General features: G+C 70.9%; 22 protein-coding genes. 9 read left to right on the forward strand and 13 right to left on the reverse strand.

Annotated elements, in window-relative coordinates; translation table 11 throughout:
- The first annotated feature begins 48 nt into the window (after nucleotides 1–48).
- Genes ACFYON_RS07585 through ACFYON_RS07595 form a run of 3 tightly spaced genes read left to right on the forward strand, consistent with a single transcriptional unit; the run spans nucleotide 49 to nucleotide 2,381 of the window.
- Nucleotides 49–1,230 carry an acyl-CoA dehydrogenase family protein gene (locus tag ACFYON_RS07585; protein WP_354864372.1) on the forward strand — a complete coding sequence of 394 codons (1,182 nt, stop codon included), beginning with the start codon at nucleotides 49–51 and terminating at the stop codon, nucleotides 1,228–1,230.
- A gap of 21 nt (nucleotides 1,231–1,251) precedes the next feature.
- Nucleotides 1,252–1,494: a phosphopantetheine-binding protein gene (locus ACFYON_RS07590; RefSeq protein WP_354864370.1), complete on the forward strand. Its 243-nt coding sequence runs from the start codon at nucleotides 1,252–1,254 to the stop codon at nucleotides 1,492–1,494.
- 5 nt (nucleotides 1,495–1,499) lie between these two features.
- Entirely contained in the window at nucleotides 1,500–2,381 is an 882-nt protein-coding gene (locus tag ACFYON_RS07595; RefSeq protein ID WP_354864368.1) for a phytanoyl-CoA dioxygenase family protein, read from the forward strand.
- Between the two features lie 180 nt (nucleotides 2,382–2,561).
- Here ACFYON_RS07595 and ACFYON_RS07600 read toward each other — a convergent pair whose 3' ends face one another.
- Nucleotides 2,562–3,086 (reverse strand): helix-turn-helix domain-containing protein, encoded by a 525-nt coding sequence (locus tag ACFYON_RS07600; RefSeq protein ID WP_355047242.1) that lies wholly within the window; start codon nucleotides 3,084–3,086, stop codon nucleotides 2,562–2,564.
- A 73-nt stretch (nucleotides 3,087–3,159) separates the two neighbouring features.
- Here ACFYON_RS07600 and ACFYON_RS07605 point away from each other — a divergent pair, with 73 nt between their 5' ends.
- Entirely contained in the window at nucleotides 3,160–3,753 is a 594-nt protein-coding gene (locus ACFYON_RS07605; protein ID WP_354864364.1) for a dihydrofolate reductase family protein, read from the forward strand.
- A 27-nt stretch (nucleotides 3,754–3,780) separates the two neighbouring features.
- Here the strand turns inward: ACFYON_RS07605 and ACFYON_RS07610 are convergent, their stop codons facing one another.
- The 3 genes from ACFYON_RS07610 to ACFYON_RS07620 are packed head-to-tail and all read right to left on the reverse strand — an operon-like array spanning nucleotide 3,781 to nucleotide 7,317.
- The gene (locus ACFYON_RS07610; protein WP_354864362.1) at nucleotides 3,781–4,710 is read right to left on the reverse strand and encodes a Gfo/Idh/MocA family oxidoreductase; all 930 of its coding nucleotides are present in this window, start codon (nucleotides 4,708–4,710) and stop codon (nucleotides 3,781–3,783) included.
- A 7-nt stretch (nucleotides 4,711–4,717) separates the two neighbouring features.
- Nucleotides 4,718–6,061, reverse strand: a complete 1,344-nt coding sequence (locus ACFYON_RS07615) for an NDP-hexose 2,3-dehydratase family protein (protein ID WP_355093976.1) — start codon at nucleotides 6,059–6,061, stop codon at nucleotides 4,718–4,720.
- Entirely contained in the window at nucleotides 6,061–7,317 is a 1,257-nt protein-coding gene (locus tag ACFYON_RS07620) for a class I SAM-dependent methyltransferase (RefSeq protein WP_355093974.1), read from the reverse strand. The genes ACFYON_RS07615 and ACFYON_RS07620 overlap by 1 nt, the downstream gene beginning before the upstream one ends.
- Before the next feature lie 214 nt (nucleotides 7,318–7,531).
- Between ACFYON_RS07620 and ACFYON_RS07625 the strand changes: the two genes are divergently transcribed.
- A complete protein-coding gene (locus tag ACFYON_RS07625) occupies nucleotides 7,532–8,764 on the forward strand; it encodes a cytochrome P450 (protein WP_354864356.1) in 1,233 nt (410 codons plus the stop codon).
- Between the two features lie 37 nt (nucleotides 8,765–8,801).
- Here ACFYON_RS07625 and ACFYON_RS07630 read toward each other — a convergent pair whose 3' ends face one another.
- Both ACFYON_RS07630 and ACFYON_RS07635 read right to left on the reverse strand, forming a co-directional pair.
- On the reverse strand, nucleotides 8,802–9,755 hold the full coding sequence (locus tag ACFYON_RS07630; protein WP_354864354.1) for an NAD-dependent epimerase/dehydratase family protein: 954 nt from the start codon (nucleotides 9,753–9,755) through the stop codon (nucleotides 8,802–8,804).
- A gap of 11 nt (nucleotides 9,756–9,766) precedes the next feature.
- The gene (locus ACFYON_RS07635) at nucleotides 9,767–10,672 is read right to left on the reverse strand and encodes a putative sugar O-methyltransferase (RefSeq protein ID WP_354864352.1); all 906 of its coding nucleotides are present in this window, start codon (nucleotides 10,670–10,672) and stop codon (nucleotides 9,767–9,769) included.
- A gap of 288 nt (nucleotides 10,673–10,960) precedes the next feature.
- Here ACFYON_RS07635 and cmdF point away from each other — a divergent pair, with 288 nt between their 5' ends.
- The 4 genes from cmdF (at nucleotide 10,961) to ACFYON_RS07655 (ending at nucleotide 18,030) form a co-directional block, all read left to right on the forward strand.
- A complete protein-coding gene (cmdF, locus tag ACFYON_RS07640; protein ID WP_355047238.1) occupies nucleotides 10,961–12,580 on the forward strand; it encodes a tyrosine 2,3-aminomutase in 1,620 nt (539 codons plus the stop codon).
- Between the two features lie 12 nt (nucleotides 12,581–12,592).
- Nucleotides 12,593–14,740, forward strand: a complete 2,148-nt coding sequence (locus ACFYON_RS07645) for a molybdopterin oxidoreductase family protein (protein WP_354864348.1) — start codon at nucleotides 12,593–12,595, stop codon at nucleotides 14,738–14,740.
- A gap of 73 nt (nucleotides 14,741–14,813) precedes the next feature.
- Complete coding sequence (locus ACFYON_RS07650; protein ID WP_354864346.1) at nucleotides 14,814–16,277, forward strand: multicopper oxidase family protein; 1,464 nt, start codon at nucleotides 14,814–14,816, stop codon at nucleotides 16,275–16,277.
- A 250-nt stretch (nucleotides 16,278–16,527) separates the two neighbouring features.
- Nucleotides 16,528–18,030 carry a 4-hydroxyphenylacetate 3-hydroxylase N-terminal domain-containing protein gene (locus ACFYON_RS07655; protein WP_354864344.1) on the forward strand — a complete coding sequence of 501 codons (1,503 nt, stop codon included), beginning with the start codon at nucleotides 16,528–16,530 and terminating at the stop codon, nucleotides 18,028–18,030.
- 52 nt (nucleotides 18,031–18,082) lie between these two features.
- Here ACFYON_RS07655 and ACFYON_RS07660 read toward each other — a convergent pair whose 3' ends face one another.
- The 7 genes from ACFYON_RS07660 to ACFYON_RS07690 all read right to left on the reverse strand — a co-directional run bounded on the left by ACFYON_RS07660 (nucleotide 18,083) and on the right by ACFYON_RS07690 (nucleotide 25,824).
- Nucleotides 18,083–19,225, reverse strand: coding sequence for a hypothetical protein (locus tag ACFYON_RS07660; RefSeq protein WP_354864343.1), 1,143 nt, complete (start codon nucleotides 19,223–19,225; stop codon nucleotides 18,083–18,085).
- 253 nt (nucleotides 19,226–19,478) lie between these two features.
- The gene (locus tag ACFYON_RS07665; protein WP_354864341.1) at nucleotides 19,479–20,855 is read right to left on the reverse strand and encodes an FAD-binding monooxygenase; all 1,377 of its coding nucleotides are present in this window, start codon (nucleotides 20,853–20,855) and stop codon (nucleotides 19,479–19,481) included.
- Between the two features lie 231 nt (nucleotides 20,856–21,086).
- On the reverse strand, nucleotides 21,087–22,154 hold the full coding sequence (locus ACFYON_RS07670; protein ID WP_355047236.1) for a carboxymuconolactone decarboxylase family protein: 1,068 nt from the start codon (nucleotides 22,152–22,154) through the stop codon (nucleotides 21,087–21,089).
- 8 nt (nucleotides 22,155–22,162) lie between these two features.
- Complete coding sequence (gene rfbA / locus ACFYON_RS07675) at nucleotides 22,163–23,035, reverse strand: glucose-1-phosphate thymidylyltransferase RfbA (RefSeq protein ID WP_355047246.1); 873 nt, start codon at nucleotides 23,033–23,035, stop codon at nucleotides 22,163–22,165.
- Nucleotides 23,036–23,187: 152 nt separating this feature from the next.
- Nucleotides 23,188–23,805 carry a dTDP-4-dehydrorhamnose 3,5-epimerase family protein gene (locus ACFYON_RS07680; RefSeq protein ID WP_387188703.1) on the reverse strand — a complete coding sequence of 206 codons (618 nt, stop codon included), beginning with the start codon at nucleotides 23,803–23,805 and terminating at the stop codon, nucleotides 23,188–23,190.
- Between the two features lie 59 nt (nucleotides 23,806–23,864).
- Entirely contained in the window at nucleotides 23,865–24,707 is an 843-nt protein-coding gene (locus ACFYON_RS07685; RefSeq protein WP_354864498.1) for an AraC family transcriptional regulator, read from the reverse strand.
- A 316-nt stretch (nucleotides 24,708–25,023) separates the two neighbouring features.
- Nucleotides 25,024–25,824, reverse strand: a complete 801-nt coding sequence (locus tag ACFYON_RS07690) for an AraC family transcriptional regulator (protein ID WP_355047235.1) — start codon at nucleotides 25,822–25,824, stop codon at nucleotides 25,024–25,026.
- Nucleotides 25,825–26,176 lie beyond the last annotated feature (352 nt).

The following is a 26,176-nucleotide window of genomic DNA, read 5'->3' on the forward strand; positions in this document are numbered from 1 at the left end:
TGAGCGGCCAGAGTCACACATAACGGCGTTCGGACTCGAGGAGAATCAATGGACACAGTCACCACGCTGCCACGAGCGGAGCTGCTGCGGCGCGCGGCCGAGCTCGGCCCGCTGCTGCGCAACAACGCGCAGGCGTCGGAGGAGCAGCGGCGGCTCAGCATCGAGACGCTCGAAGCGTTGGGCGGCTCCGGCCTGCTGCGTATGCGGGTCCCGCGGAGCTACGGCGGCTACGAGTCCGACATGCGGACCGTCGCCGAGGTGCTGGCCGAACTCGCACGCGGCGACGGCTCCGCGGCCTGGACCGCGTCCGTCTGGCTGATCAGCAGCTGGATGGTCGGCCTGTTCCCCGATTCGGTGCGCGAGGAGGTGTTCGCCGATCCGGACGTGCGGATCAGCGGCATCCTCAGCCCGACCGCCATGGCAACGCCGGTCGACGGTGGCTACCGGGTCAACGGCAAGTGGTCGTTCAACACGGGCTGCCTGCAGAGCGACTGGAACGTCAACGCCGCTGTCCGGCCCACCCCGGACGGCCAGTTCGAGCCCGTCATGGTCCTCGTCCCGATGAGTGACCTGCAGGTCATCGACGACTGGCACACCACCGGCATGCGCGGTTCGGGCAGCGTCTCCACGGTGGCGGACAACGTCTTCGTGCCCGAGGACCGGGTGCTGCCGATGGGTCCGGTGATCGGCGGGGCGCACCCGCTGCAGCAGGACCCCTCGGCGCCCATGTGGCGGGCGCCGTTCATGCCGATCGCCTGCATGACGGTGGGCGCAGTCGCCTACGGGCTGGCGCAGGCGGCACGGGACGCGTTCCTCACCCGGTTGCCGGGCCGCAAGATCACCTACACCGACTACGACGAGCAGAGCGCCGCGCCGCTGACCCACCTCCAGGTGGCCGGCGCGACGCTCCGGGTGGACGAGGCCGGCTTCCACATCCTGCGGACCGCCGACCGGATCGACGCGAAGGCGGCCACCGGCGAACCGTGGACGATCGAGGAGCGAGTCCTCGCCCGGCTCGACCTGGGCGCCGCGTGCCTGCGCGCCAAGGAGGCCGTCGACCTGCTGGCCGGTGCGAGCGGCGGCAGCTCGCTCCAGCTCGACGTGCCGATCCAGCGCATCGAGCGCGACATCAAGGCGCTGAACCTGCACGCGATCATGCACCCCGACACCAACTTCGAACTGTACGGGCGGGTGGCCTGCGGGCTCGCCCCCAACACCCAGTACCTCTGATCTCCTGCCAGGAGGAGCGACATGACCACTCAGCAGCAGCCGGCCACCGCGGACGTCACCGAACGGGTCGCGGCCATCTGGACGGATGTCCTGGGCGATCGGTCCGGCACGTTCTTCGAGCTCAACGGGCAGTCCATCGCCGCCGTGCAGATCGCCGCGGCGGTCGAGGAGCAGCTCGGGGTCACTCTCGACATCGGTGACCTGTTCGAGGACCCGGATCTGGAGACCCTGACCCGTAACATCCTGGCCCGCGTCGAGGGGTGACTGGAATGGCCGACCTGACCCATGTCACCCCGGCCGCTCCGCTGGACGACGTCGTGGCGGTCCTGGAACGCGACGGGGCGGTGATCGTCGAAGACTTCGTCGACGGCGAGACCCTCGCCGGGCTCCGGGCGGACCTCGAGTCCGGCCTCGACGCGGCCGGCTACAGCGAGAGTGGTTACGACGGGCAGAAGACCAAGCGGCTGTCCAGCCTGTTCCACTGGTCGCCGCGTCACATGTCCACGGTGGTCACCCAGCCGCAGTTTCTCGGTGCGGCCCGGCGCCTGCTGCAACAGCCCACGCACATGTGGATCGGCAAGGTCCGGATGGAGGTGACGCCGAACATCCAGGTCAGCTTCACCCAGGCGATCCGCATCGATCCGGGGCAGGGCCGGCAGCCGTTGCACCGCGACGACGCGATGCATCTGTGGCGGCATCCGGGCCCGCCGTGCCGGCTGCAGCTGATGCTGGCCATGACCGACTTCACCGCGGCGAACGGCGCGACCCTGGTCATCCCCGGCAGTCACCACTGGGACGACGAGCGGGCCCCGACGTACGCCGAGACGGTCCCGGCCGTCATGCCCGCCGGTTCCGCGCTGCTCTGGCCGGGCGGCGTCTACCACGGCGGCGGCGCCAACACCACTGACTCCTCGCGGATGAGCCTCTCCGTCGCGCTCGACCTGGGCAACCTGCGGCAGGAGGAGAACCAGTACCTCGCGGTCCCGCGGGAGACCGTGCAGACCCTGCCGGAGGAGGTGCAGCGGCTGCTCGGCTGGGACCGCTGCCCGCCGGGTCTCGGCCAGGTCGCGACCCAGGACCCGCACCTGCTGCTGGGGCGGACGCTGGAGGAGCTCACGGCCCGGCCGCGTGGTGCGAATCCGTTGATGTAGGGCCGGACGGGTCCCACCCGAACCGGTGGCGTACCGGACATGAGCCGGTCCGTGGCGTCACCGGACGCAGCCGGTGCGCTCTGCGAGAGCAGGCGCACCGGCTGCGGCGTGTGAGCCCGCGGATCCCGCCGGGCGCGGCCCCGCCCGACGGGTCGGACGGGGCCGCTCGCGGGGCTCGGCTCACCGGCCCGCCGGCGTACCCGTCACGCTCTCGCACGCGGTGCGTTCCCGCTCGGCGGCGTACGCGGCGTCGAGGCGTTCGAAGGCGCCCGGGCCGCGCCGCTGCTTCGGTGGCGCGCCCAGGTGGCGTACCCGGAGCTCGTCCATGAGTTCGTCGAGGAACGCCGGGCCCGCGTCGCGCATGAACTGCTGTCGGCTGCGGAGCGCGTCGTCGCCGGGGCGCCAGTCGAGGCCCCAGTCGCCGAGGGCGTAGAGGATCGGCAGGGTCTGGATGCCGCTCTCGGTGAGGCTGTAGAGAGCGCGCTGCCCCCGCGCCGCGGTGCCGCGGGTGAGGATCCCCGCCTCGACCAGCCGCACCAGGCGGTCGGCGAGGATGTTCGACGCGATGCCCTCGACCGATCCGGTGAGCAGCCCTCGGAAGTAACGTCGGTCGCCGAAGATGATGTCGCGAAGCACGAGCACCGACCACCGGTCTCCGAGCAGCTCGACGGCGGCGTTGATCGGACACCCGGATCGTTGTTCCACGCTTCCTCCTTGACAGGTGTGTCGCTCTACATATAGTGGTTGCGGAACGCAATCGCTACCGGGAAGAGACGATATGGGCCGCTTCGTGTACTGGATGAACGTGTCCCTCGACCTGCGGATCGAGCAGGTGCCGGGTGACAACGGCGCCGGCGAGTGGCTGCGTATCGACGAGGAGCTGCACCGGGAGTTCAACGCGCGGGCGCGCGCCCTCTCGATCATGGTCCAGGGTCGCATCATGTACGAGATCATGGAGGAGTACTGGCCGCGCGCGCGGGGGGACGAGTCGCTGCCGGACTTCCTGCGGGAGTACGGCGAGATCTGGACCGCCGCGCCGAAGGTGCTGGTCTCCCGCACCCGCCGCCACGCCGACCACGGCACCCGGATCATCGGCGGTGACGACGCGATCGAGCAGCTCGCCGACCTCCGCGCCACCACCGCCGGCAGTCTCGGGGTGGGCGGCGCGACGCTGGCCACCCAGCTGCTGCGGGCGAGGCTGCTCGACGAGTTGCTGCTCTTCACCCACCCGGCGATCCTCGGCTACGGCCGGCCGCTCTTCGACGACTACGACATGCCCGTCGACCTCGACCTGATCGAGCAGCAGTCGTTCAAGCAGGGCGTCACGATGCATCGCTACGCCGTCTGCGACGCGAGCGAGACGAGTCCGTGACAGGGCTGCGCCGAGCCCGCCGGTCGATCAACCGCACGTTCCATCCGGCTGAACCATTCTCGTGGCGAGATCGAGGTCGGCGGCGCGGGTGAGCTGATCCCGGGTCCGGGCGTCGCTGAGAAGCGGCCCGTCGAACTCCCGGGAACCCGAACGGACAGCCGCCAGCACCCGGTCCAGGAACAGGAGCATGCTGTCGGCGGGCGGGAGCCGGTGCGACTCGGACGTGCCCCCGGCGTCCACCCGCACGGTGGGGGCGAGGTCGGGCGGCGCCGAGAACGGGCGCTCGAAGTCCACACCCACGTCGGGGCCCAGCAGGTGAAGGGCGTTACGGTAGCCCGTCGTGAAACCGAACTGGCCGACGACCGTGCGGTCGCCCGGATAACCGGCCAGCACGCTGTAGGCGAGTTCCAGGCCGTCGGGAGCACGGTCGCCGACGATGACCTGGAGGCGGTCCGGCTCGGCGTCCCACAGGACCCGACCCAGGGACGCGAGGTAGGGCCCGGTGTCCAGAAGGGCTCCGCCACCCCGCGAACGGTCATGGCGGAAGTCGGTGGCGGGCACCGGCGGGGTGAAGACCGCGACGGCCTTGGTAAACGTCGCGTCCAGCGCGCCGGCCCAGGCGAACATCGGATGGTACGAGTAGCAGGTCGCCTCGGCCAGGACCAGCGACGACTGCCGGGCCAGTGCGACGGCCGTCCTCGCCTCGGTCAGGGTCGGGAACGCGGGCTTGTCGACCACCACATGGTGTCCCGAGCGCAACGCCCACGCGACGGCCTCGGCGTGCTCGCCGTTGGTCAGGGAGACGTAGACCAGGCCGGGCCTGCGGCCGGTCAGGTTTCGCCAGTCCGTGCCGTCCCGGCGGCTCGCCACGGTGATCGAGTCGAAGGGAAGCGCCGCAGCGGCGGGCAGGACCCGCCGCTGCGCGAAGCGCGACCGGCCGATCAGGAGGAAGTCCACGCGACTCCTAGAGAAGGCAGGCCATCAGGCTGCGGGCCTCGACGTTGACGTAGTAGCCCGCCGACACCAGGCGGTCGAGCAGGCCCAGTGTCATCCAGCGGTGGGTGGGCGGCACGTCCACCTCCTGGCCGGGCCGCAGTTCGATGACCACGTGGCGGGTGTCGGCCCGCAGGAAGCGGCCGCCGTCCTCCGACTGCACCGAGCTGTGCCGGATCTGTGACGCCGGGGCGGAGAGATGCTCCACCAGCGGGGGGAGATCGGACGGGGTGCGGTAGTAGCCGGGGGCCAGCTGGATGCTGGCGGCCAGCTCCAGCCGGTCCGTCAGGCCGGGCTGCACCAACGCCTGGACCAGGAACTCGAGCGCGCCGTCCCGGCGCCGGCAGAGGAACGCGACCAGGTTGCCGGGCACCGGCTCCAGCATCGGCTGGGTCCAGCTGGTGACCTCACGGCTGGTCGCGGTGATCTTGAGGCCGACGACGCGGAAGTAGCCGCCGTCGCGGTGCCGGATGCCCTCGTCGTCGGCGATCCAGCCGTCCAGGTCGGAGAGGGCGGTGCGGCGGATGTCGAGCGTGTAGAGCTCCTTCTGGTCGATCAGCCAGCTCATGGCGTCGGCCAGGTCGGCGTCCGAGCGGCTGCGGCGGTGCGAGGCGACCACGGCCGCGTGGAAGTCGTTCTCGGGGTCCGGCCCGTTGCCGGCGTAGGAGATGCAGGCCAGCACCGTGCGGGCGTTCATGTTCACGTGGCCCGCGGCCAGTTGTTCCCGAAGTTGCCCGAGGGTGAGCCAGGCGAAGTCGTCGAGGCGCGGCACGTCCACGTCCGCCGGAATCTCGACGATCATGTTGCGGTTCCGCTTGTGCAGGTACCACGACGCGTGTTCGGAGAGCAGCCGGTCGACCAGCACCCGGCCGCGCGAGGGGCGCAGGAAGTGTTCCAGGTACGGGGTGGGCCGCCCACCGTGCACGCGCTGGTAGTTGCTCTGCGTGGCCTGCACGGTCGCGGCGTACTGCACCAGGCTGCTGTTGCCGGGCTCCATCTTGACCTGCATGAGGAAGTGCGGCACGCCGTGGAACCGCTTGACCAGGATGCCCAGGATGCCGATGTCGGGCTGCACGATGATCGGCTGGTGCCAGGCGGGCACGGGACCGAAGTTGGTGCGGACCGCCAGGCCCTCCACGCTGAAGAAGCGACCCGATGTGTGCGCCAGCCGGTCCGTCAGCCGCCATTCGGGCAGCGCCGAGAGCGGCACCTCCGTCACGTCGTACGTGGCGGAGGCGGACCGTTGCTTGAGGAACAGGTCGGCGTCGACCGGCCCGTCGGTGACGAGCGCCGAGGCGAGGAACCCGGGTTGCATCAGACCGGCCCGGACAGCGACGGCAGCGGGAAGACGAGCTTTCCGCCGGCGGCGACGAACTCGTGCTCCCGTTCGAGGAAGCCCTCCCGGTGCACCCAGGGCAGCACGAACAACTGGTCGGGGCGGCGGGCCTTGGCCTCCTCCTCGGAGACGATCGGGATTCCGGTGCCGGGGGTGACCGAGCCGTGCTTCTCCTCGCTGACCTCGCCGATGCACGGCAGGTCGTCCGTGGTCAGACCGCAGTACTGGAGGATCACGTTGCCCTTGGTCGACGCGCCGTACCCGAAGGTGCGCAGGCCGGCCCGGCGCGAGCGGTCGAAGAACGCGCGTACCTGGTCGCGGTGCTCGGCGACGCGGCGGGCGAACGTCTCGTACGGCTGGTCGGTGTCGAGCCGCAGCGCCGCCTCACGCTGCCGTACGCGCTCGATGCCGGCGTGGTCGATCCGGTGCTTCGACGGGTCCTTGACCAGGGTGACGCAGAGGCTGCCGCCGTTCACGTCGGTGATCTCGGCGGTGGTCAGGGTGAGCCCGGCCCGTGCCGCCATCCACTCGATCTGGCGCAGCTGGTAGTACTCCAGGTGCTCGTGGCAGATCGCGTCGTAAGCGGGGATCTCCAGCAGCGGCAGCGCGTAGCTCATCTCGATCATCCACACGCCGTCGTCGGCCAGGATGTCGCGCACCTCGGTCATGAAGCCCAGCGGGTCGGGCAGGTCGTAGAACATCGCGATCGCGGTGACGATCTTCGCCTTCCGGTCGCCGTACCGCTCGGTGAAGGCCGCACCGCTGAAGAAGTCGGCGATGAGGTCTACGTCGTCGGGGTAGAACTCGCGCCACTTCTCGCCGGTCGGGTCGACGCCGACTCGGGTGGTCCCCGCCGGGTAGGCCTTGAGCAGCGTCGCGTCGTTGCTGCCGATGTCCAGCACCAGATCCCCGGAATTCAGATCCACCGTGCCGGTGAGCTGCTTCACCTTGCGGTGCAGGTGGTTGATCATGAACGGCCGGATGCTCGAACGATAGCCGTAGTGCGCGCCGTACATGAGCGACAGGTCGGCCGTGTGCCGCAGTTGCACCAGCCCGCACCCGTCCGGGCTGCACCGCACGAGCTGCAGCGGCGCCACCGGCACGTCCTCGCCCGGCCGGGGGAAGATCCCGGTCAGTGCCTGGCTGCCGAGGTCGAGCACCGGGAGCAGGCTGCGGTTGCCGCAGATCCGACACTGGGTGCACTCGACGACGGCGATGTCTCCGCGGATGGTCACTACGCCTCCAAGTGGGTCCGATCGGGACGGGTGCGGCCCGGGACGCTCCGGGGTCAGTCTTCGCGTTCTGCCTGATCCCGGGCATCTCCTGGATTGCGTGCACGGCCGCGCCGCCGCCCGCCGGCGGGCAGCGCACCGTGGAAGACGCCCGCGGCGGTGGTGGCTGGCGACGATGGGAGCGACCTGCACCGATCTGTCTTCAGAGGAGGTAGACGTGGACGATGGTTCCCCGTTTGTCATCGATCCCGCTGGTACCGACATCCACGGCGAGGCGGCGCGGCTGCGGGCCCGTGGTCCGGTGGTCCGGGTGCTGCTGCCCGGCGGGGTGGCGGCCTGGTCGGTGACCGGCTACCACGCTGCCCGGCAGGTGCTGGCGGACGAGCGGTTCGCCAAGAACGCCCGCCAGCACTGGCCGGCCTACATCGACGGCAGCCTCGACCCGAACTTCCCGCTGATGGCCTGGGCCCGGATGGACAACATGTCGACCGCGGACGGTGAGCAGCACGCCCGCCAACGGCGGCTCGTCGCCGGCGCGTTCAGCCCGCAGCGCATCGCGGCGCTGCGGCCACGGGTGGAGCGGGTCATCGAGGAGGCGCTGGACCACCTGGCCGCGCACGCAGCCGAGCGGCGGGGTGAACCGGTCGACCTCAAGGAGCGTTACGCGCACCGGGTCGCCTCACGGGTGATCGGCGAACTGCTCGGCGTGCCCGACGGTGACCCGGACGGCATCCTGGACCGCGCCGGCTACATCGAGTCGACTCCGCAGAAGGCGGCTGAGGAGTTCGCCCGCCTGCGGAGCAAGATCGAGGATCTGGTCGCGGTGAAGCGCCAGCAGCCGGGGGAGGATCTGATCAGCGATCTGGTCGCGGCACAGCCGGGCGGATGCCCGGTGACCGGCACCGGCGCCGGATCGGATGCCGAGGTGGTCGGCCTGGCGCAGTTGATGCTCAACACGGGCACCGAGCCGGCCCGGAACCTCATCACGAACACGGTGGCGGCGCTGCTCACCCGGCCCAGCCAGCTGGCCCTGGCCCTGCAGGGCCGGGTGGGCTGGGACGACGTGGTGGAGGAGACGCTGCGCGCCGACGCACCGGTCGCGCACCTGCCGTTCCGCTTCGCGACCGAGGACGTCACGGTCGCCGGCGTGACCATCGCCAAGGGTGACCCGGTGCTGGTCGGTTACGTCGCGACCGGCCGGGATCCGGAGCTGCACGGCAGCGCCGCGGGGGAGTACGACGTCGAACGCGCGGACAAGCGGCACCTGGCGTTCGGGCACGGCGTGCACCGGTGCGTCGGCCCGGCCCTTTCCCGGATGGAGGGGCGCATCGCCGTGCAGGCGCTGTTCACCCGTTTTCCCGGGCTGCGGCTCGCGGTCGAGCCGAAGGAACTGGCCGGACAGGGCACGTTCGTCATGAACGGCCGGCTCGCCCTGCCAGTCCACCTCTGAACGCCGGCACGGCGGCGGGCCCGCGGCCCGCCGCCGTTCATCTCTCGGCCAGGACGGCGTCGACGACGCTCTCCAGCCCTCGTTCCAGCCCGATGTCGGACGCCCAACCGGTGGCCGCCGCGAAGGCCGCCGGATCGACGCGGGCGTCGTCGAAGTCACCGGCGTCCGCCCACTCCGGAGCGGGCACCGAGACGACCGACACGGCCGGCGTACCGGTGCGTGCCGCCACCCGCCGGGCCAGGCGACGGAGCACGTCGCCGAGTGGCGAATTCGTCCCGGTGCCGATGGTCCAGCATCCACCGCTCAGCAGGTCGGCGTGGTCGAGCGCCGCGACGAAGGCCAGCCCCACGTCGGTGACGTGCAACAGATCCCGGCGGACCGAGCCGTCGTGCCACATGGTGATCGGCTCGCCCGCGACCGCCTTGCGCGCCAGGGCCGCGATGACGCCGCGTCCGGCCGAGCCGGACAGGGGACTTTGCCCGTAGACGGTGGGCAACCGGAGCGTGATGCCACGAATCCAGCCTCTCTCGGTCGACTCACGCAGGCATGCCTCGGCGGCGGCCTTGTGCCGTACGTACTCGTTGGCGCGGTGCGCGGAGTTCAGCTGAGTCGTGCTGGCCAGGATGAAGATGGGAGGCGGGGCGAGCGGGGTCCGGAGGGCATCGGCGACGGTGTCGACGAGATCGGCGCCCAGCCGCTCGGAGGAGCTGCCCGGCACCCGCCAGGCGGCCTGCCCGCCGATCTGGGCCGCCACATGGATGACGGCGTCGGCGCCGGCGACCGCCTCGCGCACCTCGTCCGCCCGGGTCAGATCCGCGGCGTGGAACTCGACGTGGGTCGCGGACGGCGGCAACGGGAGCCGCTGCTCGTGGATGACGAGGCGCAGCCGCGCCGAGCGGGACGCGAGCGCCGCGGAGACCGCGGCGCCCACGAACCCGGCCGCACCGAGCACGACGGCAAGAGGCCGATCGGCAGGTCGATCAGCCGGCACGGCAAGCGCTCCTACCGGCGCTTCCGGTACACGGCCTGCCACAAATAGCTCCACGGCAGGGCCCTTCCGTCGCTGACGCACTCCCAGTCGTCTCCCGGCCGGTAGCCCTCCAGGAAACCGGGCACCGCAGCCTCGACGGCCTGGCTGTCGTGGATGTCGACCAACTGCCGGAGCGGTCCGTTCTCCAGCGCCAGCCGTACCGCCTCCTCACTCGGGGCGGTGCCATCCAGGCTCTCGTCCAGGAACTTTCCCACCGGGTTCTTCACGTAGAACGCCGCGCACGTGCGGTCGATCAGGTCGAGGTAGGCGCGTGCGGTGCCGGGGCTCATCTCGGTCATCGAGTGGATGTTGATGCACAGGTCGAAGCGCTGGCCGTCGAGGGCGTCTTCCACCTCGTCGACCTGGACGAACTGGATCCGGTTGAACTGTTTCTCGCCGAGGGCCCCGCGCAGGTAGGCCTGGCTCAGCCGCAGGGTGTTGCGCAGGTCGACGATGCGGTACGTGGCCACGTCGTGATTGGACATGATCATGTGGCAGGTGCGCCCGTAGCCGGCGCCGATCTCCAGTACGTCGGCGCCGTCGAGACTGACGTCGCGTTCGATGGCGCCGAGCTCGAAGGTCGACTGCAGGTCGTCCAGGGACAGGTGTTCGCCCCGGCACCGGACCGAGATCGGGTCGCCGAGCGCCCGGTTGGGTGTCCGCGCGATCCGCTCCCGGTCCTCGTCGCCCAGCTCCATGCCCAGGTGGTAGATCAGCGCCTTCAGGTACCGCACGCCGTTCGCCGACGGGTCCCACAGGGCCAGTTTGAAGTTCCTCGGATCGGACTTGAGGTTCGTCAGATCGACGGCCGCCTCCTCGGTGATCCAACGGTCCTGGATCCGTTCCCATTGCCGGCTGGCTCGGTACTGCTGCCCCATGTGCCCCGCCTCGGTATGTGGTGCCGGGCCGCCGACCGCCCCGACGTGTCAATGCTGCCCGCCGCGAACCGGCACGTCATCTCCCACGGTGCTGCGGCCCGCGGGAGGGAGGTCCGCTCGGCTCCGGCCCGTGGTCGCCGTCGCGCTCCGGCTCCGGCGGGCCGGCGTCTTCCGCCGTGCGACACCGCCCGTGCCGCGAGGGCGGTGGGCAACCAGGAAGGTGCCGCGGCCCACCGCCCGGTGATGAGAATCGATGCGCAAAGGCCGTCACACCCTTCGGGAGCGCACATGACCATGGTCGGAAGCGATGTTCGCGTCGAGTTCGACGGCGAGACGCTCGGCGTACCGGACGTCCGCCGGGTCGCCGAGGACCACGCGCCGGTGGGGCTCGGCCCCGAGGTCCTGCGGCGCGCGGCGCAGAGCCGCGAACAGTTCGAGGAGACCGTCCGGCAGAACATCCCGGTGTACGGGGTGACCACCGGTTACGGCGAGATGATCTACATGCTGGTGGACACCGAGAAGGAGACCGAGCTCCAGACCAACCTGGTCCGTAGCCACAGCGCCGGCGTCGGCCCGCTGTTCGCCGAGGCGGAGGCGCGCGCCATTGTCGCCGCCCGGCTGAACGCGCTGGCGAAGGGGCACTCCGCGGTCCGTCCCGAGGTGCTCGAGCGCCTCGCGCTCTACCTCAACGAGGGCCTCACCCCTGCCGTGCCGGAGATCGGCTCGCTGGGGGCGAGCGGTGACCTGGCCCCGCTGGCACACATCGCCAGCACGCTGATCGGCGAGGGCTACCTGCTGCGCGACGGCGTCAAGACGCCGACCGGGCCGGTGCTGCGCTCACTCGGCATCGAGCCGCTGCGGCTGCGCTTCAAGGAGGGCCTCGCCCTGATCAACGGCACCTCGGCGATGACCGGTGTCGGCGCCCTGCTGGCCGAGTACGCGCTGGCCCAGGCCCGGCACGCCGAGATCGCCGCCGCGCTGGTCATCGAGACGTTGCAGGGTTCGATGAGCCCGTTCCAGCCGGAGGGCCACGACATCGCCCGGCCGCACGCCGGGCAGATCGCGAGCGCCGCCAACATGCGCGCGCTGATGGCCGGCAGCCAGCTCACCGTCGAGCACGCCGAGCTGCGCAAGCAGGTGGCCGCCAGCAAGGAGAACGGCAACGGCAACGGCGGCAACGTCTACCGCTCCGACGTCTACCTCCAGAAGGCGTACTCGCTGCGGGCCATCCCGCAGGTCATCGGCGCGGTGCGGGACACCCTGTCGCACACCCGGCTCAAGCTCGAGATCGAGCTGAACTCGGCCAACGACAACCCGCTGTTCTTCACCGGCAAGGAGATCTTCCACGGGGCGAACTTCCACGGCCAGCCGGTGGCCTTCGTGATGGACTTCCTGACCATCGCGCTCACCCAGCTCGGCGTCCTTTCCGAGCGGCGCAGCAACCGGCTGCTCAACCGGCACCTCAGCTACGGTCTGCCGGAGTTCCTGGTCAAGGGCGAGCCGGGTCTCAACAGCGGCTTCGCCGGCGCGCAGTACCCGGCCACCGCGCTGGTCGCGGAGAACCGCACGATCAGCCCCGCCAGCACCCAGAGCGTCCCGTCCAACGGCGACAACCAGGACGTGGTCAGCATGGGCCTGATCGCCACCCGCAACGCACGCCGGGTGCTGCGGAACAACCACATCATCCTGGCCCTGGAGTTCCTCGCCGCCGCGCAGGCCGTGGACGTGTCCGGCCGCCGGGACCGGCTCAGCCCGACCGCCCGGGTCACCTACGACACCATCCGGTCGCTCGTGCCGACCCTCGACGAGGACCGCTACATGGCCGACGAGCTCGAACTCGTCGCCGCCGAGCTGGAGCGCGGCACACTGCTCAACGCTCTTGACGACGCCGGCGTCCAACTGCACTGACGGGAGAACCTCATGACCGGCACGCGGACCGCGTATCGCACCTGCCCGCTCTGCGAGGCCGTCTGCGGCCTGCGCCTCACCCTCGACGGCGATCGTGTCACGTCGGTGACCGGCGACCCGGACGACCCGTTCTCCAAGGGCTACCTGTGCCCGAAGGGCGCGACCCTGGGCCGCCTCGACGAGGACCCGGACCGGCTCACCGGCCCGATGGTCCGCGAGGGTGAGGCGTGGCGCCGGGCGGACTGGGACGAGGCGTTCGCGATCGTCGCCCGCGGGCTGGAGGGAGTCATCGCCGAGCACGGGCGGGAGGCCCTGGCGCTCTACTACGGCAACCCGACCTTCCACACCATGGCCGGCATCCTCTACCGAGGTCCGCTGGCCATGGCGCTCGGCACCCCCAACGTGTTCTCGGCGAGCACCGTCGACCAGATGCCCAAGCATGTGGCGTCCGGGCTGATGACCGGCGACCCGTGGGCGGTGGCGGTGCCCGACCTCGACCGCACCGACCACCTGCTGATCATCGGAGCCAACCCGGCGGTGTCAAACGGCTCGCTGTGCGCCGCGCCGGACTTCCCGGGGCGGATGCGGCGGCTGCGTGAGCGCGGCGGGCGCATCGTGGTGGTCGACCCGCGGCGCACCCGGACCGCCGAACTGGCCGACGAGCATGTGTTCGTCCGGCCCGGCAGTGACCCGGCGCTGCTGTTCGCCATGGTGCACACGCTGCTGGACGAGGAGCTGGTCACGATCCGGGTGCCGGTGGCCGGCCTCGGCCGGCTGCGCGAGCTGGCGGCGCCGTTCACGCCCGAACTGGTGGCCCCGTTCTGCGGCGTCGACGCGGAGACGGTCCGGCGGCTCGCGCGGGAGCTGGCCGCCGCCCCCACCGCCGCCGTCTACGCCCGCATCGGCACCTGCACGGCCGAGTTCGGCACCCTCGCGCAGTGGTTGGTGGACGTGCTCAACGTGCTGACCGGCAACTTCGACCGGGCCGGCGGGGTGATGTACGCCAAGCCGGCCACCGCGGAGGTGCACAAGAGCCCCGAGCCGTTCACCGCGGGACGGTGGCGCAGCCGGGTACGGGGCTTCCCCGAGACCCTCGGGGAGTTCCCGGCCGCCACCATGGTCGACGAGATCGAGCAGCCCGGCCCCGGTCAGGTGCGGGCTCTGGTCACCGTCGCCGGCAATCCGGTGCTGTCCACTCCGGACGGCGGCCGGCTCGACCGGGCGCTGGAGAGCCTCGACTTCATGGTGGCGGTCGATCCGTACCTGAACGAGACCACCCGGCATGCCCACGTCATCCTGCCGCCGCCGCGCACCCTGCAGATGCCGCACTACGACTTCCTCATCTCCACCATCCAGGTGCGCAACTACGCCCGCTACTCGCCGGCGGTGGTGCCACTCGACGCCGGGCAGCGCAGCGAGGCCGAGATCCTGGAGCGGCTCACGCTGATCGCGATGGGAATGGGCGCGCAGGCCGACCCGTCCGGGCTGCCCGAGCAGATGCTGGGCCAGCTCCTGTCGGCGATCCCGGTGACCACCCGCGCCGAACTGGACGGCGACGACGGCCCGGATCTGCTGCTCGACGCCATGCTGCGGATGGGCCCGTACGGCCTGACCCGCAGGAAGCTGCTCGACCATCCGAACGGGATCGACCTGGGCCCGTTGGAACCCCGGCTGTCCGAGATCCTCAAGACGCCGTCCGGGCGGGTCGAGCTCGCCCCCGAGCCGCTCGCCGAGGACACCGGGCGGTTGCGGGCGGCGATGGTCCGCCCGCCCGCGCCCATGGTGCTGATCGGGCGCCGGCACCTGCGCTCGAACAACAGCTGGATGCACAACGTGCCGACGCTCACCGGCGGCACCAACCGGTGCACCCTGCAGATCCACCCGGACGACGTGGCCCGGCTCGGGCTCGGCGAGCGGGCGCGGGTCAGTTCGGCCACCGGCGAACTGGAGGTGGAGCTGGAACCGACCGACACGATCATGCCGGGGGTGGTCAGCCTGCCGCACGGTTGGGGCCACCGGCGCACCGGGCAACGGGTGGCCGCCGGTCGCGCCGGGGTCAATGTGAACGAACTGACCGGTGGCGTCGTGGACGTGCCCTCCGGCAACGCGGTCTTCAACGGCGTACCGGTCACCGTGGCGCCGATCGGCTGCTCAGGATAGCAATCTGGAAGACTTTGGGCCGCGATCGACGACCATAGAATCCCGCTCACCAACCGAGTGGGGGGAACTATCGATGAGAAGACGGGCGATCCTGGTCGCGGGCGGATCGGTGGCGGGCGCGGTGATGCTGTCGCGGGGGGCGGCGGCGACCACCGCTGGGCCGGACGCGTCAAGCGCGGCTCACCACCACGCGCACGGCCCGGCCGAGGCCACCACGCGCAAGGCGACGACGCTCAGCGTCACGCCGTTCCAGACGCGCATGCCGGTGCCGCCGGTCGCGGTGCCGAAGCGGCAGACGGCGGACTGCGACGAGTACGAGGTCATGGTGCAGCCCGCCGAGCTCGAACTGGTGCCGGGTCTCAGCACCGCGGCGCTCACCTACGGCGGTGGCTGGGTGGGTCCGACCATCTACGGCCGCACCGGCCGGCCGGCCAAGGTGACCTTCCGGAACCAGCTCGACACGCACACCAACGTGCACCTGCACGGCGGCCACGTGAAGGCGATCGACGACGGGCACCCGATGGACATGATCCTCCCGGGTTCCGCCAGGACCTACTACTACCCGAACAACCAGCGCGGAGCCACGCTCTGGTACCACGACCACGTGCACGGCGACGAGGCCGAGCACACCTACCGCGGGCTGCACGGCTTCTACCTCGTCAACGACCCGGCAGAGAAGGACCTGGGGCTGCCGACCGGCTCGTACGACGTGCCGATCATGTTCACCGACGTCCAGATGGACACCGACGGCTCACTGATCTGGGGCTTCCCGAACGAGCGTGACGTCGTCGTGGTCAACGGGAAGGTGAAGCCGTTCTTCCCGGTCGCCGCCCGCAGGTACCGGTTCCGGGTCCTGAACGCGACCAACGAGGGCAAGTACACGTTCAGCATCGACAAGGGGAAGATGTGGCAGGTCGGCTCGGACGGCGGTCTGCTGCCCGCGCCGGTGGCCCGTACCTCGCTGACCCTCAGCTCGGGCGAGCGGGCGGACCTCCTCGTCGACTTCACCGGCCTGCCGGTCGGCTCGTCGGTGGTGCTCAGCGACGCCGTCAAGGGACCGGTGCTGCGTTTCGACGTGCGCTCCACCGCCACCGATCCCAGCAAGGTTCCGCTCCGGCTGCGCCCGCTGCCCACGCTGCCCGTGGCCACCAAGCAGCGTGAGGTTCACCTGCGGTTCGACTTCAACCAGGAGCCGCCGTACCCGATGGTCAACGGGAGGTCTTACGACCCGAACCGGGTGGACTTCAGCATCAAGCGTGGCACGACCGAGATCTGGACCGTCTACAACGACGACGTCGATGCCGGCATCGACCACAACTTCCACCTGCATCTGACGCAGTTCCGGGTGCTGGGCCGCACCGGCGCGCCGATGACCGCGGACGACGCGGGGCTCAAGGACACCGTGCTGATCCCGGCCGGAACCTCGGTGCGGCTGCAGGCCACCTTCACCGACTACCTGGGCCGGTACGTCTACCACTGCCACTTCCTCGAGCACTCCAGCATCGGGATGATGGCGCAGATGGAGATCCTGCCCTGAGCCGGGCGGCGCCGGCGCGGCGCTGAGCACCGGCGGAGATGCCGAGCCGACCACCCCGATGTGACGCTGTCGGCATGACCGTCATATCGAACGTGGTTGCGCCGTCCGCACCCCCGTCCGCCACGACCGAGTTGATCGAACGAGCCCGGGCCATGGTGCCCGGGCTCGTTCCACGACAGCGGGACGACGCCGGTCGCCGGCTGATCGGGGGTACGTCCGCTCGGGCGGCCCGGCGCGGGGGAGCACGGCGATGACCGGGCCGCTGACCGGGGACGAGTACGTCGAGAGCCTGCGCGACGGCCGCGAGGTGTTCCTCTACGGCGAGCGGGTCAAGGACGTCACCACCCACCCGGCGTTCCGCAACCCGGTACGCATGACGGCCCGGCTCTACGACGCGCTGCACGACCCGGCCCAGCGCGACGTGCTGACCGCGCCCACGGACACCGGGTCGGGCGGCTTCACCCACCCGTTCTTCCGCACCCCGCACACCGTCGAGGACATGATCGCCGACCAGCGTGCCATCGCGGCCTGGGCGCGGATGAGCTACGGCTGGATGGGACGCAGCCCCGACTACAAGGCCTCGTTCCTCGGCACGCTCGGGGCCAACGCCGGCTTCTACGCGCCGTACAGCGACAACGCGGAACGCTGGTACCGGGAGTCCCAGGAGAAGGTGCTCTTCTGGAACCACGCCATCGTGCATCCGCCGGTGGACCGTAACCGGCCGCCGGACCAGGTGGCCGACGTCTACATCCGGGTGGAGCGGGAGACGGGCGAGGGTCTGATCGTCAGCGGCGCCAAGGTGGTCGCCACCGGGTCGGCGCTGAGCCACTACAACTTCATCGCCCACTTCGGCCTGCCGGTGCGCAAGAAGGAGTTCGCGCTGATCGCCACCGTGCCGATGGGCGCGCCCGGGGTGAAGCTGATCTGCCGGCCGTCGTACGGGGCGAACGCCGCCGCGGTCGGCACACCGTTCGACTACCCGCTCTCGTCACGGCTCGACGAGAACGACACCATCCTCGTGCTCGACCAGGTGCTGGTGCCGTGGGAGAACGTGTTCGTGTACGGGAACCTCGGCAAGGTGCAGATGTTCGCCGGTCAGTCCGGCTTCTCCGAGCGGTTCACCTTCCACGGCTGCACCCGGCTCGCGGTCAAGCTCGAGTTCCTCGCCGGCCTGCTCGCCAAGGCCCTGGAGCTGACCGGCACGAAGGACTTCCGCGGGGTGCAGAGCCGGCTCGGTGAGGTGCTCGCGTGGCGCAACCTGTTCTGGGGGTTGTCGGACGCCGCCGCCCGTAACCCGGTGCAGTGGAAGAACGGCGCGCTGCTGCCCAACCCGCAGTACGGCATGGCGTACCGCTGGTTCATGCAGATCGGCTACCCGCGGGTCAAGGAGATCATCCAGCAGGACGTGGCCAGCGGGCTCATCTACGTGAACTCCAGCGCCGACGACTTCCGCAACCCGGAGATCCGGCCCTACCTCGACCGGTACCTGCGCGGCTCGGACGGCTCCGACGCCGAGCAGCGGGTCAAGGTGATGAAGCTGCTCTGGGACGCGACCGGCACCGAGTTCGGCGGCCGGCACGAGCTCTATGAGCGCAACTACGCCGGCAACCACGAGAACACCAGGGTCGAGCTGTTGCACGCGCAGACGGCGACCGGCCTGGTCGACGGCTACAAGGCCTTCGCCGAGCAGTGCCTCGCCGAGTACGACCTGGACGGGTGGACCGCCCCCGACCTGTGGATGCCGGAACGCTGACGGGCCCGACGTACCCCCGTGGGGTCCGCCCCGCGCCCGCCTGGCCCCGCCGTCAGCCGGCCAGCCAGCGCAGCACCGGCTGACCGGACTGCTGCTCGGCCTCCCGATAGCGGGGCAGGATCGAGTCCGTCACCGTCCCGCGGGTCAGCTTGAACAGCGCCGTCGAGAGGCTCAGCTCTCCGAGCCGCGCGGCGCCGACCGACACCGGCACTCCGGCGGTGGCACACACCTCGGCGACGCCGGCGCCGTCGTCGACGGCGTCCAGCAGCAACAGATCGAGCGGCGGAACCACGTAGGACGGCAGCAGCGCGCCGCAGAGGTGGTCGAGCAGCCAGGTGGTGACCTCGTCGCCCGGCCCGCGTGGCAGGTCGAGCTCACGATGCCGGCCGGTCAGGACCGCCACCTCGGCCTCGGCGATGCGGTGCCGCCCGCCGGAGACCAGCGCGGCCAGGCCGGCGACGCCGAATTCGTGGTAGAGCAGGGTGGCCTGCCGGAGGTGCGCGAAGCGCAGCCTCGGCGATTCGGGGCGGTGCCGGTCGTGGACGAGGATCGACCGTAGCGCGGTGCGCGGCACGACCGCGGCCGCCGCGTAGCAGAGCCCGAGGACGTCGGCGAGCCCCTGCTCCAGCCCTCGGTCGGACCCGTCCGGCCCGGAGTCCGCAGCGGCATGCACCAGCCTGCGTCCGGCCCGGGTGATGCTGAGGAACGGCCGCAGCCCGGACAGTCGCAGGTAGACACCGGGTTCGAGCCGGTGCCGGGCAGCCTTCGACGGGCCGATGGAGATGGCCGTGCGCTCCGACGCGGCGTACGGATCTGGCAGAACCGACCCGACCGTGACGGTCATTCCGGCCACGTCCAGGCCGGCCGCGGTGAGCCGGTCGCGCAGCGGTCCCGCCGCGGCGAGCACGGCGTGCTCCGTACTGCTGCCACCGAGGGCCAGCGGGGCGTCCGCCAGCTCGCGGAGCTGGGCGGCGGTGAGCCGGCGGGCGGCGGTGGCGTCGTCCGCGCACTCCCCGGTGTCGCGGTCCAGCGACGCGCCGGCCCGGCGCAGCAGGTCGATCGCCTGCCCGACCGGCACGACGTCATCCAGGGGCAGCTGGGGCTCGACACCGCCGAGGAAGGCCTCTACGTTCGCGAAGCGGCAGGGTGCCAGATGGATACCGGCGAAGAGCCAGTCCCGCATCGTTTGCGTCATCAACGCCTCTTTCAGGTCATTTCCCTTGGATTGTGACAAGATCGGCGCGCGAATCAACTCGCATCGTGCTCTCTGCCGGGCGAGCACGCGCGGAGGCGACCGGTGGCGCCGGGTGCTCCTCCAATCGTGCGGTGAACCCGCTGCCTGCGCTGCCCCGGCGGCGGCTGCGCTTCCCTGCTCCCGGGGGAGACCGGCACAGAGTTGGGCCCGTCGTGCGGGGGGATGCACGACGGGCCCGGTTCGGGACGGCGGCTCAGCCCGACTGTGCGAGCGTCGGCTGACGCGGCCGGTCGACGGGGGAGCTCCGGGCGAGGGCGCCGCGCAGCACGCGCCACAGCGTCGCGGGGCGCATCAGCGCCTGCGGGGTGTCGACCATGCCCGCAGCCCGCAGATACGCCGTGGTGACCTTCGGATCCCGGGTCGCGGCGACCTGCACGAGCCGCAGGTAGCGCTGCACCATCCGCATCTTGAGAGACCGGTGGCCCGGCACGTCCGGGAAGTTCAGGTCGACCGTCGTGGTCATCTCCCACGGAGCGTCGATGCAGTCGCGGGCCAGGTCGCGGAAGTACGCGGCCGGGTCCGGCTCGCCGTGCGCGCTCAGGTGCCGGCGGATCGTCAGGGCGGCGACCGCGGCCACCGTCATGCCCTGCGCGTACACCGGGTTGAAGCTGGTGACCGCGTCGCCGGTGACCAGCAGGCCGGCCGGCAGCCGGGACATCCGCTCGTAGCGCCGGCGCAGCGTGACGGGATAGTGGAAGGGGACGGGCTCGTCGATCGGGCGGGCCGACTTGAGGGCGTCGGCGATGTCCGGGATCGCCAACGACCGGATGAAGTCGTAGAAGCCCTCCTGGTCGGTCGGCGGGTGGTCGCCGAGCAAACCGTAGGCGGTCAGTTCCACCTTGCCGTGGTCGGTCTGGGTGAAGATCGCGCCGCGCGGCGAGGCGGGGTACGCCACCGGGATGATGGCAAGGTCGCCGTCCCACGGGTCGTCGTCCAGCTCGTAGTGCTGGGTCACGTACCCGAGATTGATCTTGATGCGCTCCTCCGGAACCCGCTCGTAGCCGAACCGCTCCAGCATCGCCGGGGTCCGCGAGCCGCGCCCGGTGGCGTCGACGACCAGATCGGCCTCGATCACCTCGTCCCGGTCGTCGTCCAGATCGCGCAGCCGGGCGCCGGTGACGCGGGAACGGTCCGGTGTCGTCTGCAACTCGACGATGTCGCGGCGCTCCAGGAACCGCACGCCGGGCAGCTGCTCGACGCGCTCGCGCAGGTGGCGCTCCATCAGCGGGGCCGTGGCCGGAACCGCGATGTAGCCGATGTCCTCGCGGACCAGCGGCCGGCCGTTGAAGTACCACCGGCACGAGCCGGCGTAGTCGCCGGTCGGGCAGCCGTCCGCCACGAGCTCCTCGATGAAGCCGGGGAACAGTTCCTCGGTCACCTGGAGGCCGCGGACGTGCATGGCGTTGATGTGCTTGCCCTGCGGGCGGCCGCGGCGCGGTCCCCGCTCACCGACCAGCTTGTCTCGGTCGACGATCAGGACCTCGTCGTACCGCTCGGTCAGCACTCGCGCGGCGAACAGGCCGGCGTAGCTGCCGCCGAGCACCAGCGCCCGGCGTGGATTCTTCCCCATGGGTGGCTCCACCCTTTCTCTGTGCGATGCGGCTGCGTCACGGGTCAGCCGGGCATCCTGCTCATCGGCACGGAACCGGGCAGGCCGCCGTCCACGGCGAGGTCTGGCCGGTGACACGGGCCGAGCGGGACGACAGGAGGAACAGCACGGCTCGGATACGTCGGCGGGCCACCGATCGGGCCACCCGACCTGGCTGCGGAACACCCTCAGCCATCGGGATGAGCGTCGCAGTCAGACGGGCGGGCTCACATCTCCCCGCTTGCCCTCATCCGGCACGAACCGGCCGGTGGTCGCACGGGCCGCGGCGAACGCCGCCCAGGCGGTCAGCTCGACCAGTTGCGCGTCGTCCGACCGGCACTGTGCGACCAGCTCCGGCGTGACCCGGTAGGACGCGTACGCGGTCAGCAGCGCCACCCGCCCGGCCGGTCGATCCGCGGCGGGCAGCTCCTGGACCGCCTCGTCCAGCCACGCCCGGGCGCTGATCCCGGGCCCCGCGAAGCGGGGGTCTGCCAGCCGGGCCTCGACGAGTTCGCGCACCCCGGCCGGGACGCTCCGTTCGCCGGCGGCGGCGATGGCGGCGCCGGCGCGGTTCAGCGCCTCGGCGATGTGCGGGACGCTCGCGGCCCAGGCAGTGCCCGCCAGCGGGCCGGCGTCGGGTAACAGGTCCAGCGACGCGCCCGCCGCGACCTCGACCCGGCCGAGCCGGCCCAGCACCGACGCCGCGGTGCGCCGCAGGACGCGTTCGGCCGGCCTCGGCACGGCCGGCAGCGGTGAGTCCCGCAGGAACACGTTGACCATGCGGTTGATGTAGTGGAAGGCCAGTGCCACGCCCACCAGCTCGGCCCGTTGCTCCGGTGGGAAGGGCTCCGGCCCCGCACCGGTCCGCGCCCAGCTGACCAGGGCGCGCAGCCGTGGGTCGGTCACCTCGCCGGTCCCGCCGGCCGCGATGCGGGCGGCGTCCTGGCCGCCGAGCAGGCCGGTCAGCGCGGCGCCGTGCACGTCCAGACAGTACGGGCAGCGGTTTGCCACCGAGACGGCCGCGGCGACCGCCTCCTTGTCGGCGCGGCTCGCCCGGCCGGACACCACCAGGGTCTCCCGCAGGATGCTCCAGCAGGCGGCCAGCACCGGTGGCGCCGGGGCGTGCAGCGCCACCGGCGGGGCCAGCATCCCGAAGTCCGTCTCGACCTGGCGGTAGACCCGCGCGACCGGTTCGGGGGCGGTCTCCGGCGGCACCGGCCGGACGTACCGGATGTGGGCCGGCGCGATGCGTCGGGTCGCCGCTCTCAGCAGTCTTCCCATCGTCGTCCTTAGTCGAGTGCGTATGCGATCTCGGTGAGGTAGCGGCCGTAGTCCGAGTGGCGCATCGCAGCGCCCAGCTCGTAGCAGGCCTCGGCGTCGATGAAGCCCATGCGCAGGGCGATCTCCTCGAGGCAGGCCACCCGGACCCCCTGTCGCTCCTGGATCACCTGCACGTACTGGCTGGCGGCGAGCAGGCTGGCGTGCGTGCCGCAGTCCATCCAGGTGTAGCCGCGGCTCAGCGGCACGAGCCCGGCCCGGTGCTGCCGCAGGTATTCCTGGTTGACGTCGGTGATCTCCAGTTCCCCGCGATCCGACGGACTCAGGCCGGCGGCGATGCTCACCACGTCGTTGTCGTAGAGGTAGAGGCCGGTGATCGCCTGGTTGGAGCGCGGCCGGCGGGGCTTCTCGAAGATCGAGACCAGCCGGCCCTCCGCGTCGGTCTCGGCGACGCCGTAGCGCTCGGGGTCCGAGACCGAGTAGCTGAACAGGGTGCAGCCGTCGACCGAGCGGGCCTCGTGCTGCAGCACGTTGTAGAAGCCGGAGCCGTGGAAGAGGTTGTCACCGAGGATGAGCGCGGACCGGTCGTGCCCGATGTGGCCGGCGCCGATCAGGAACGCCTCGGCGATGCCGCGTGGCTCCTTCTGCTCCGCGTAGCTGACGTTGAGCCCCAACCGGGACCCGTCTCCGATCAGGTGCCGCATGTGCGGGACCACGTCCGGGTTCGAGATGATCAGGATGTCCCGGATGCCGGCCAGCATGAGCACCGAGAGCGGGTAGTAGAGCATCGGTTTGTCGTAGATGGGCAGCAACTGTTTGGACGTCGCCAGCGTGAGCGGGTACAGCCGCGTACCGGTGCCGCCGGCGAGAACTATTCCCTTCACCATCGGGTCCGTTCGTCGTGTCCGACCTGCCGGAGCACCAGTATGTGACGGGTGACCGGCGGCTCAGGTCTCCTGAAGTGCGGTGGACGTGCCCCCTGGGGCGCGGAGCGCGGGGTGCGCAGTTTCGGAGGCGTGACCGCCGCGGCGCGGCACTACCAGCCGGCGCGGTGCCGCTCCTCCAGCGCGCGGCAGGCGGTGTAGTCCGGAAGCAGGCCGGCGTCCAGCGCTTCGGCGAGACCGGGCGCCGCCCGGTCCCGCGCGGAGAGGATCGGGTCGATGTCCTCCGGGATCGGCAGCGCGAGCTGCGGGTCGAACGGCGCCAGCGCCAGCTCGTTCTCCGGCCGGTACTCCAGCGACAGCAGGTAGTTCATCACCGTGTCGTCCTCGAGGGCGATGAAGAGGTGACCGACCCCGAGCGGGAGGTACAGCGCCGGGCACCGCTCCTGGTCGAGTTCCACGGCGTCGTACCGTCCGAACGTCGGCGAGCCCACCCGGAGGTCGACGACGATGTCGAGGGCGCGGCCATGCGCGCAGTAGACGTACTTCGCCGTGCCCGGCGGGGTCGCGGTGTAGTGCAGGCCGCGTACCGCGCCGCGGCGCGAGACGCTGAAGTTGACCTGGGCCACCGGGAACAGCGGACGTCCGATCGCCGGGGCGAACGCCGACGACCGGAACGGCGTACGGAAGACGCCGCGCTCGTCGGGAAAGGCCGGCGTGGCGAACGCGAGGGCACCGGCGACCAGCGTCCTGGGTGCGGTCGGGACAGTCACGGCACCAGGGTCGCGGAGCCGCCGGAGGGTGGTCCACTTCCCGGTTGCGGCCCTGGGCGCTACCAGCCGCCGGAGGGGTCGTGGCCGGCCACTCCGGCGGCCAGCGGAACGTGCGCCTGGGCGTGCTGCGCCACGATCTCCATCGCCAGCTTGCGGACGTCCAGCAGGGCCAGCAGGACCGGCGGGTCGAGCGGGCCGGCGCTGTTGAACTCCAGCGTGGAACGGACCACCGAGCGTGGCCTGACGGTGATCGGACCGAGGCTGGCCACCGACACCGATTCGTTCACGTTGGCCTGGTAGCCATCCGGGTGGCTGCACGACCCCGGAACCGACTGGGCCAGCAGGTGCCACGTGCCGCTGGGCACGTCGTCGAGCTCGAGGTGCTCCGGGTCGGCGAGCACCGTGCAGCGCACCGGACGGCCCTGCGGAATGCGTTCGGGAAAAAGGCCGGCGAAGACCAGCCGCGGCTGGCCGTCCCGTGGCATCCGGATGTGGCACTCGACGCGACCCCCGGCCGACGACGCGGTGTGGGCGTCTGTTTCCGCGACGATCTGCCGGGCGAATCCGGACTGGAGCCGGTATTCGGTGGGGGACATCCCGACGCTGCGGCTGAATCTGGTGCTGAACGTGCCGACGCTGTTGTAGCCGACCCGCTGGCTGATATCGGCGATCCGTAGTGGAGTCGAGACGAGCAGTTGCTGGGCGTGCTGAAGCCGGAGCGCGGAGAGGAAGCGGCCGGGGGAGACGCCGGTGACCCGCTGGAACACCCGAGTGAAGTGGAATTTGCTGAACATGGCCGAGCGGGCCATGTCGTCAATCGTCAAAGGTTGGCCGAGATTGTCGCGCATCGTCGTCACCGCGCGTTTGACTGCTACCTCTACTGCCTGTTCCATTGCGCCCATTCCGGCCAATTCCGAATGCTGGCGGCCTTGTGATGTCCGTCGCTCTTCCCCGAGGCTATCCCAGGGCGGGAGCGGACGCAATCCACCGGGTCATCGGCGCCCCGACGCCGAATCCCCGCTCCGGGACCCGGCGTGTGGGTGCCCTGGCCGGAGGGCCTTGCCGAGGTGGCGGAATGTAGATAGTGGAACGCACTGCTGCGTACTCAGAATCAGTTGTCGAGCATCGCCGGAAACCCTCCGAATCCGAAATAGCGGGTAGAGCCGGGCGGATGTGGCCAGGCGTTCCCGGCCCGCCCGCGGGGGTGGCGACCGGAACTCAGGCGACGTCGGCGTATTCCTTGGCGGGCCGGTTCTGCTCGGCCAGCCGGCTCAGCGCGTAGGTGCGGACGTCGAGCAGCGCGAGCAGCACCGGTGGATCTGGGGCCCGGCCCTGCCGCAGCACCAGTTCGGTGGAGATCGGCCGGCCCGGCCGGATGACGATCGGCCCGGCGGTGGCGACGGCGACCGGCCGGTCGGCATGATCGCGGCAGGAGCCGGGTGGGCACCGGTCGGCCGAGACCGACTGCGCGAGCAGGTGCCACCGGCCCAGCGGCGCGTGGTTGAAGGTGATGTGCCGCGACTCGCGCAGCACCGCGCAGCGGACCGGGCGCCCCTCGGGCACCCGCTCGGGAAAGAGACCGACGAACGTCAGGGTGTTCTCGCTGCGGCCCGCGGGGTGCACCACGCAGGAGAGACTCGCGTCGCTCACGCTCACCTCGTCGGAGTCGGTGCGGATCTCGCTGGCGTAGCCGGCGCGCTGCCGGAAGGTGGTGGGCGACATGCCGACGCTCCGGCTGAACCGGGAGCTGAACGTGCCGACGCTGTTGTAGCCGACGCTGACGCTGATGTCGGCGACATTCATCGGCGTGGACACGAGCAGTTCCTTGGCCCGCTGGAGGCGCAGCGCGGAGAGGAAGCGGCCGGGGGAGACCCCGGTGACCCGCTGGAACATGCGCGTGAAGTGGAACTTGCTGAACATGGCGGCGCGTGCCATGTCGTCAACGGTTAATTGTTCACCGAGGCGCTCGTGCATCGTTTCGATGGCGCGCAGAACTGCCTTCTCCGACGTATCCTGCATTCTTTCCCCCAGGGGTGAGCCACGCCGCAATAATCAAATTCCGACTCTCTCGGCCGATCCGTCGCGGCGGGCGGTGGAATGCGCGCCGAACGGCGCGCGCCCCACGTTCATGTGTCGCCAGGCTAGCCACGGCCGAGTGGGCGGGCAACCGGAAAGGCCGTCCAGTAGGGCCGAGCGCAATATTGAAGTAGCCATTGGATACCGGAGATACCCGATCGCGGGTCTCCGCTGGGAAATATTTTTCCAGAATTGCTTCCCTCGCCCGGCACGCGGGATTTTCGCGTTCGATCTGCTGATACTGGCCACACCGGCGGAAGGAGCAGTCATGATCGTCGGCCGCGTCGCAGCCTCA

The sequence above is a fragment of the Micromonospora sp. NPDC005686 genome, assembly GCF_042871665.1.
In the GTDB taxonomy this organism is placed as follows: domain Bacteria; phylum Actinomycetota; class Actinomycetes; order Mycobacteriales; family Micromonosporaceae; genus Micromonospora.

Coding starts and splice junctions, on each gene's coding strand:
- ACFYON_RS07685 (WP_354864498.1), bottom strand. CDS start 24,707: ATGGGCGCAATGGAACAGGCAGTAGAGGTAGCAGTCAAACGCGCGGTG.
- ACFYON_RS07665 (WP_354864341.1), bottom strand. CDS start 20,855: ATGGGGAAGAATCCACGCCGGGCGCTGGTGCTCGGCGGCAGCTACGCC.
- cmdF (WP_355047238.1), top strand. CDS start 10,961: ATGACCATGGTCGGAAGCGATGTTCGCGTCGAGTTCGACGGCGAGACG.
- ACFYON_RS07615 (WP_355093976.1), bottom strand. CDS start 6,061: ATGCAACCCGGGTTCCTCGCCTCGGCGCTCGTCACCGACGGGCCGGTC.
- ACFYON_RS07645 (WP_354864348.1), top strand. CDS start 12,593: ATGACCGGCACGCGGACCGCGTATCGCACCTGCCCGCTCTGCGAGGCC.
- ACFYON_RS07690 (WP_355047235.1), bottom strand. CDS start 25,824: ATGCAGGATACGTCGGAGAAGGCAGTTCTGCGCGCCATCGAAACGATG.
- ACFYON_RS07650 (WP_354864346.1), top strand. CDS start 14,814: ATGAGAAGACGGGCGATCCTGGTCGCGGGCGGATCGGTGGCGGGCGCG.
- ACFYON_RS07655 (WP_354864344.1), top strand. CDS start 16,528: ATGACCGGGCCGCTGACCGGGGACGAGTACGTCGAGAGCCTGCGCGAC.
- ACFYON_RS07635 (WP_354864352.1), bottom strand. CDS start 10,672: ATGGGGCAGCAGTACCGAGCCAGCCGGCAATGGGAACGGATCCAGGAC.
- ACFYON_RS07595 (WP_354864368.1), top strand. CDS start 1,500: ATGGCCGACCTGACCCATGTCACCCCGGCCGCTCCGCTGGACGACGTC.
- ACFYON_RS07605 (WP_354864364.1), top strand. CDS start 3,160: ATGGGCCGCTTCGTGTACTGGATGAACGTGTCCCTCGACCTGCGGATC.
- ACFYON_RS07590 (WP_354864370.1), top strand. CDS start 1,252: ATGACCACTCAGCAGCAGCCGGCCACCGCGGACGTCACCGAACGGGTC.
- ACFYON_RS07660 (WP_354864343.1), bottom strand. CDS start 19,225: ATGACGCAAACGATGCGGGACTGGCTCTTCGCCGGTATCCATCTGGCA.
- ACFYON_RS07585 (WP_354864372.1), top strand. CDS start 49: ATGGACACAGTCACCACGCTGCCACGAGCGGAGCTGCTGCGGCGCGCG.
- ACFYON_RS07670 (WP_355047236.1), bottom strand. CDS start 22,154: ATGGGAAGACTGCTGAGAGCGGCGACCCGACGCATCGCGCCGGCCCAC.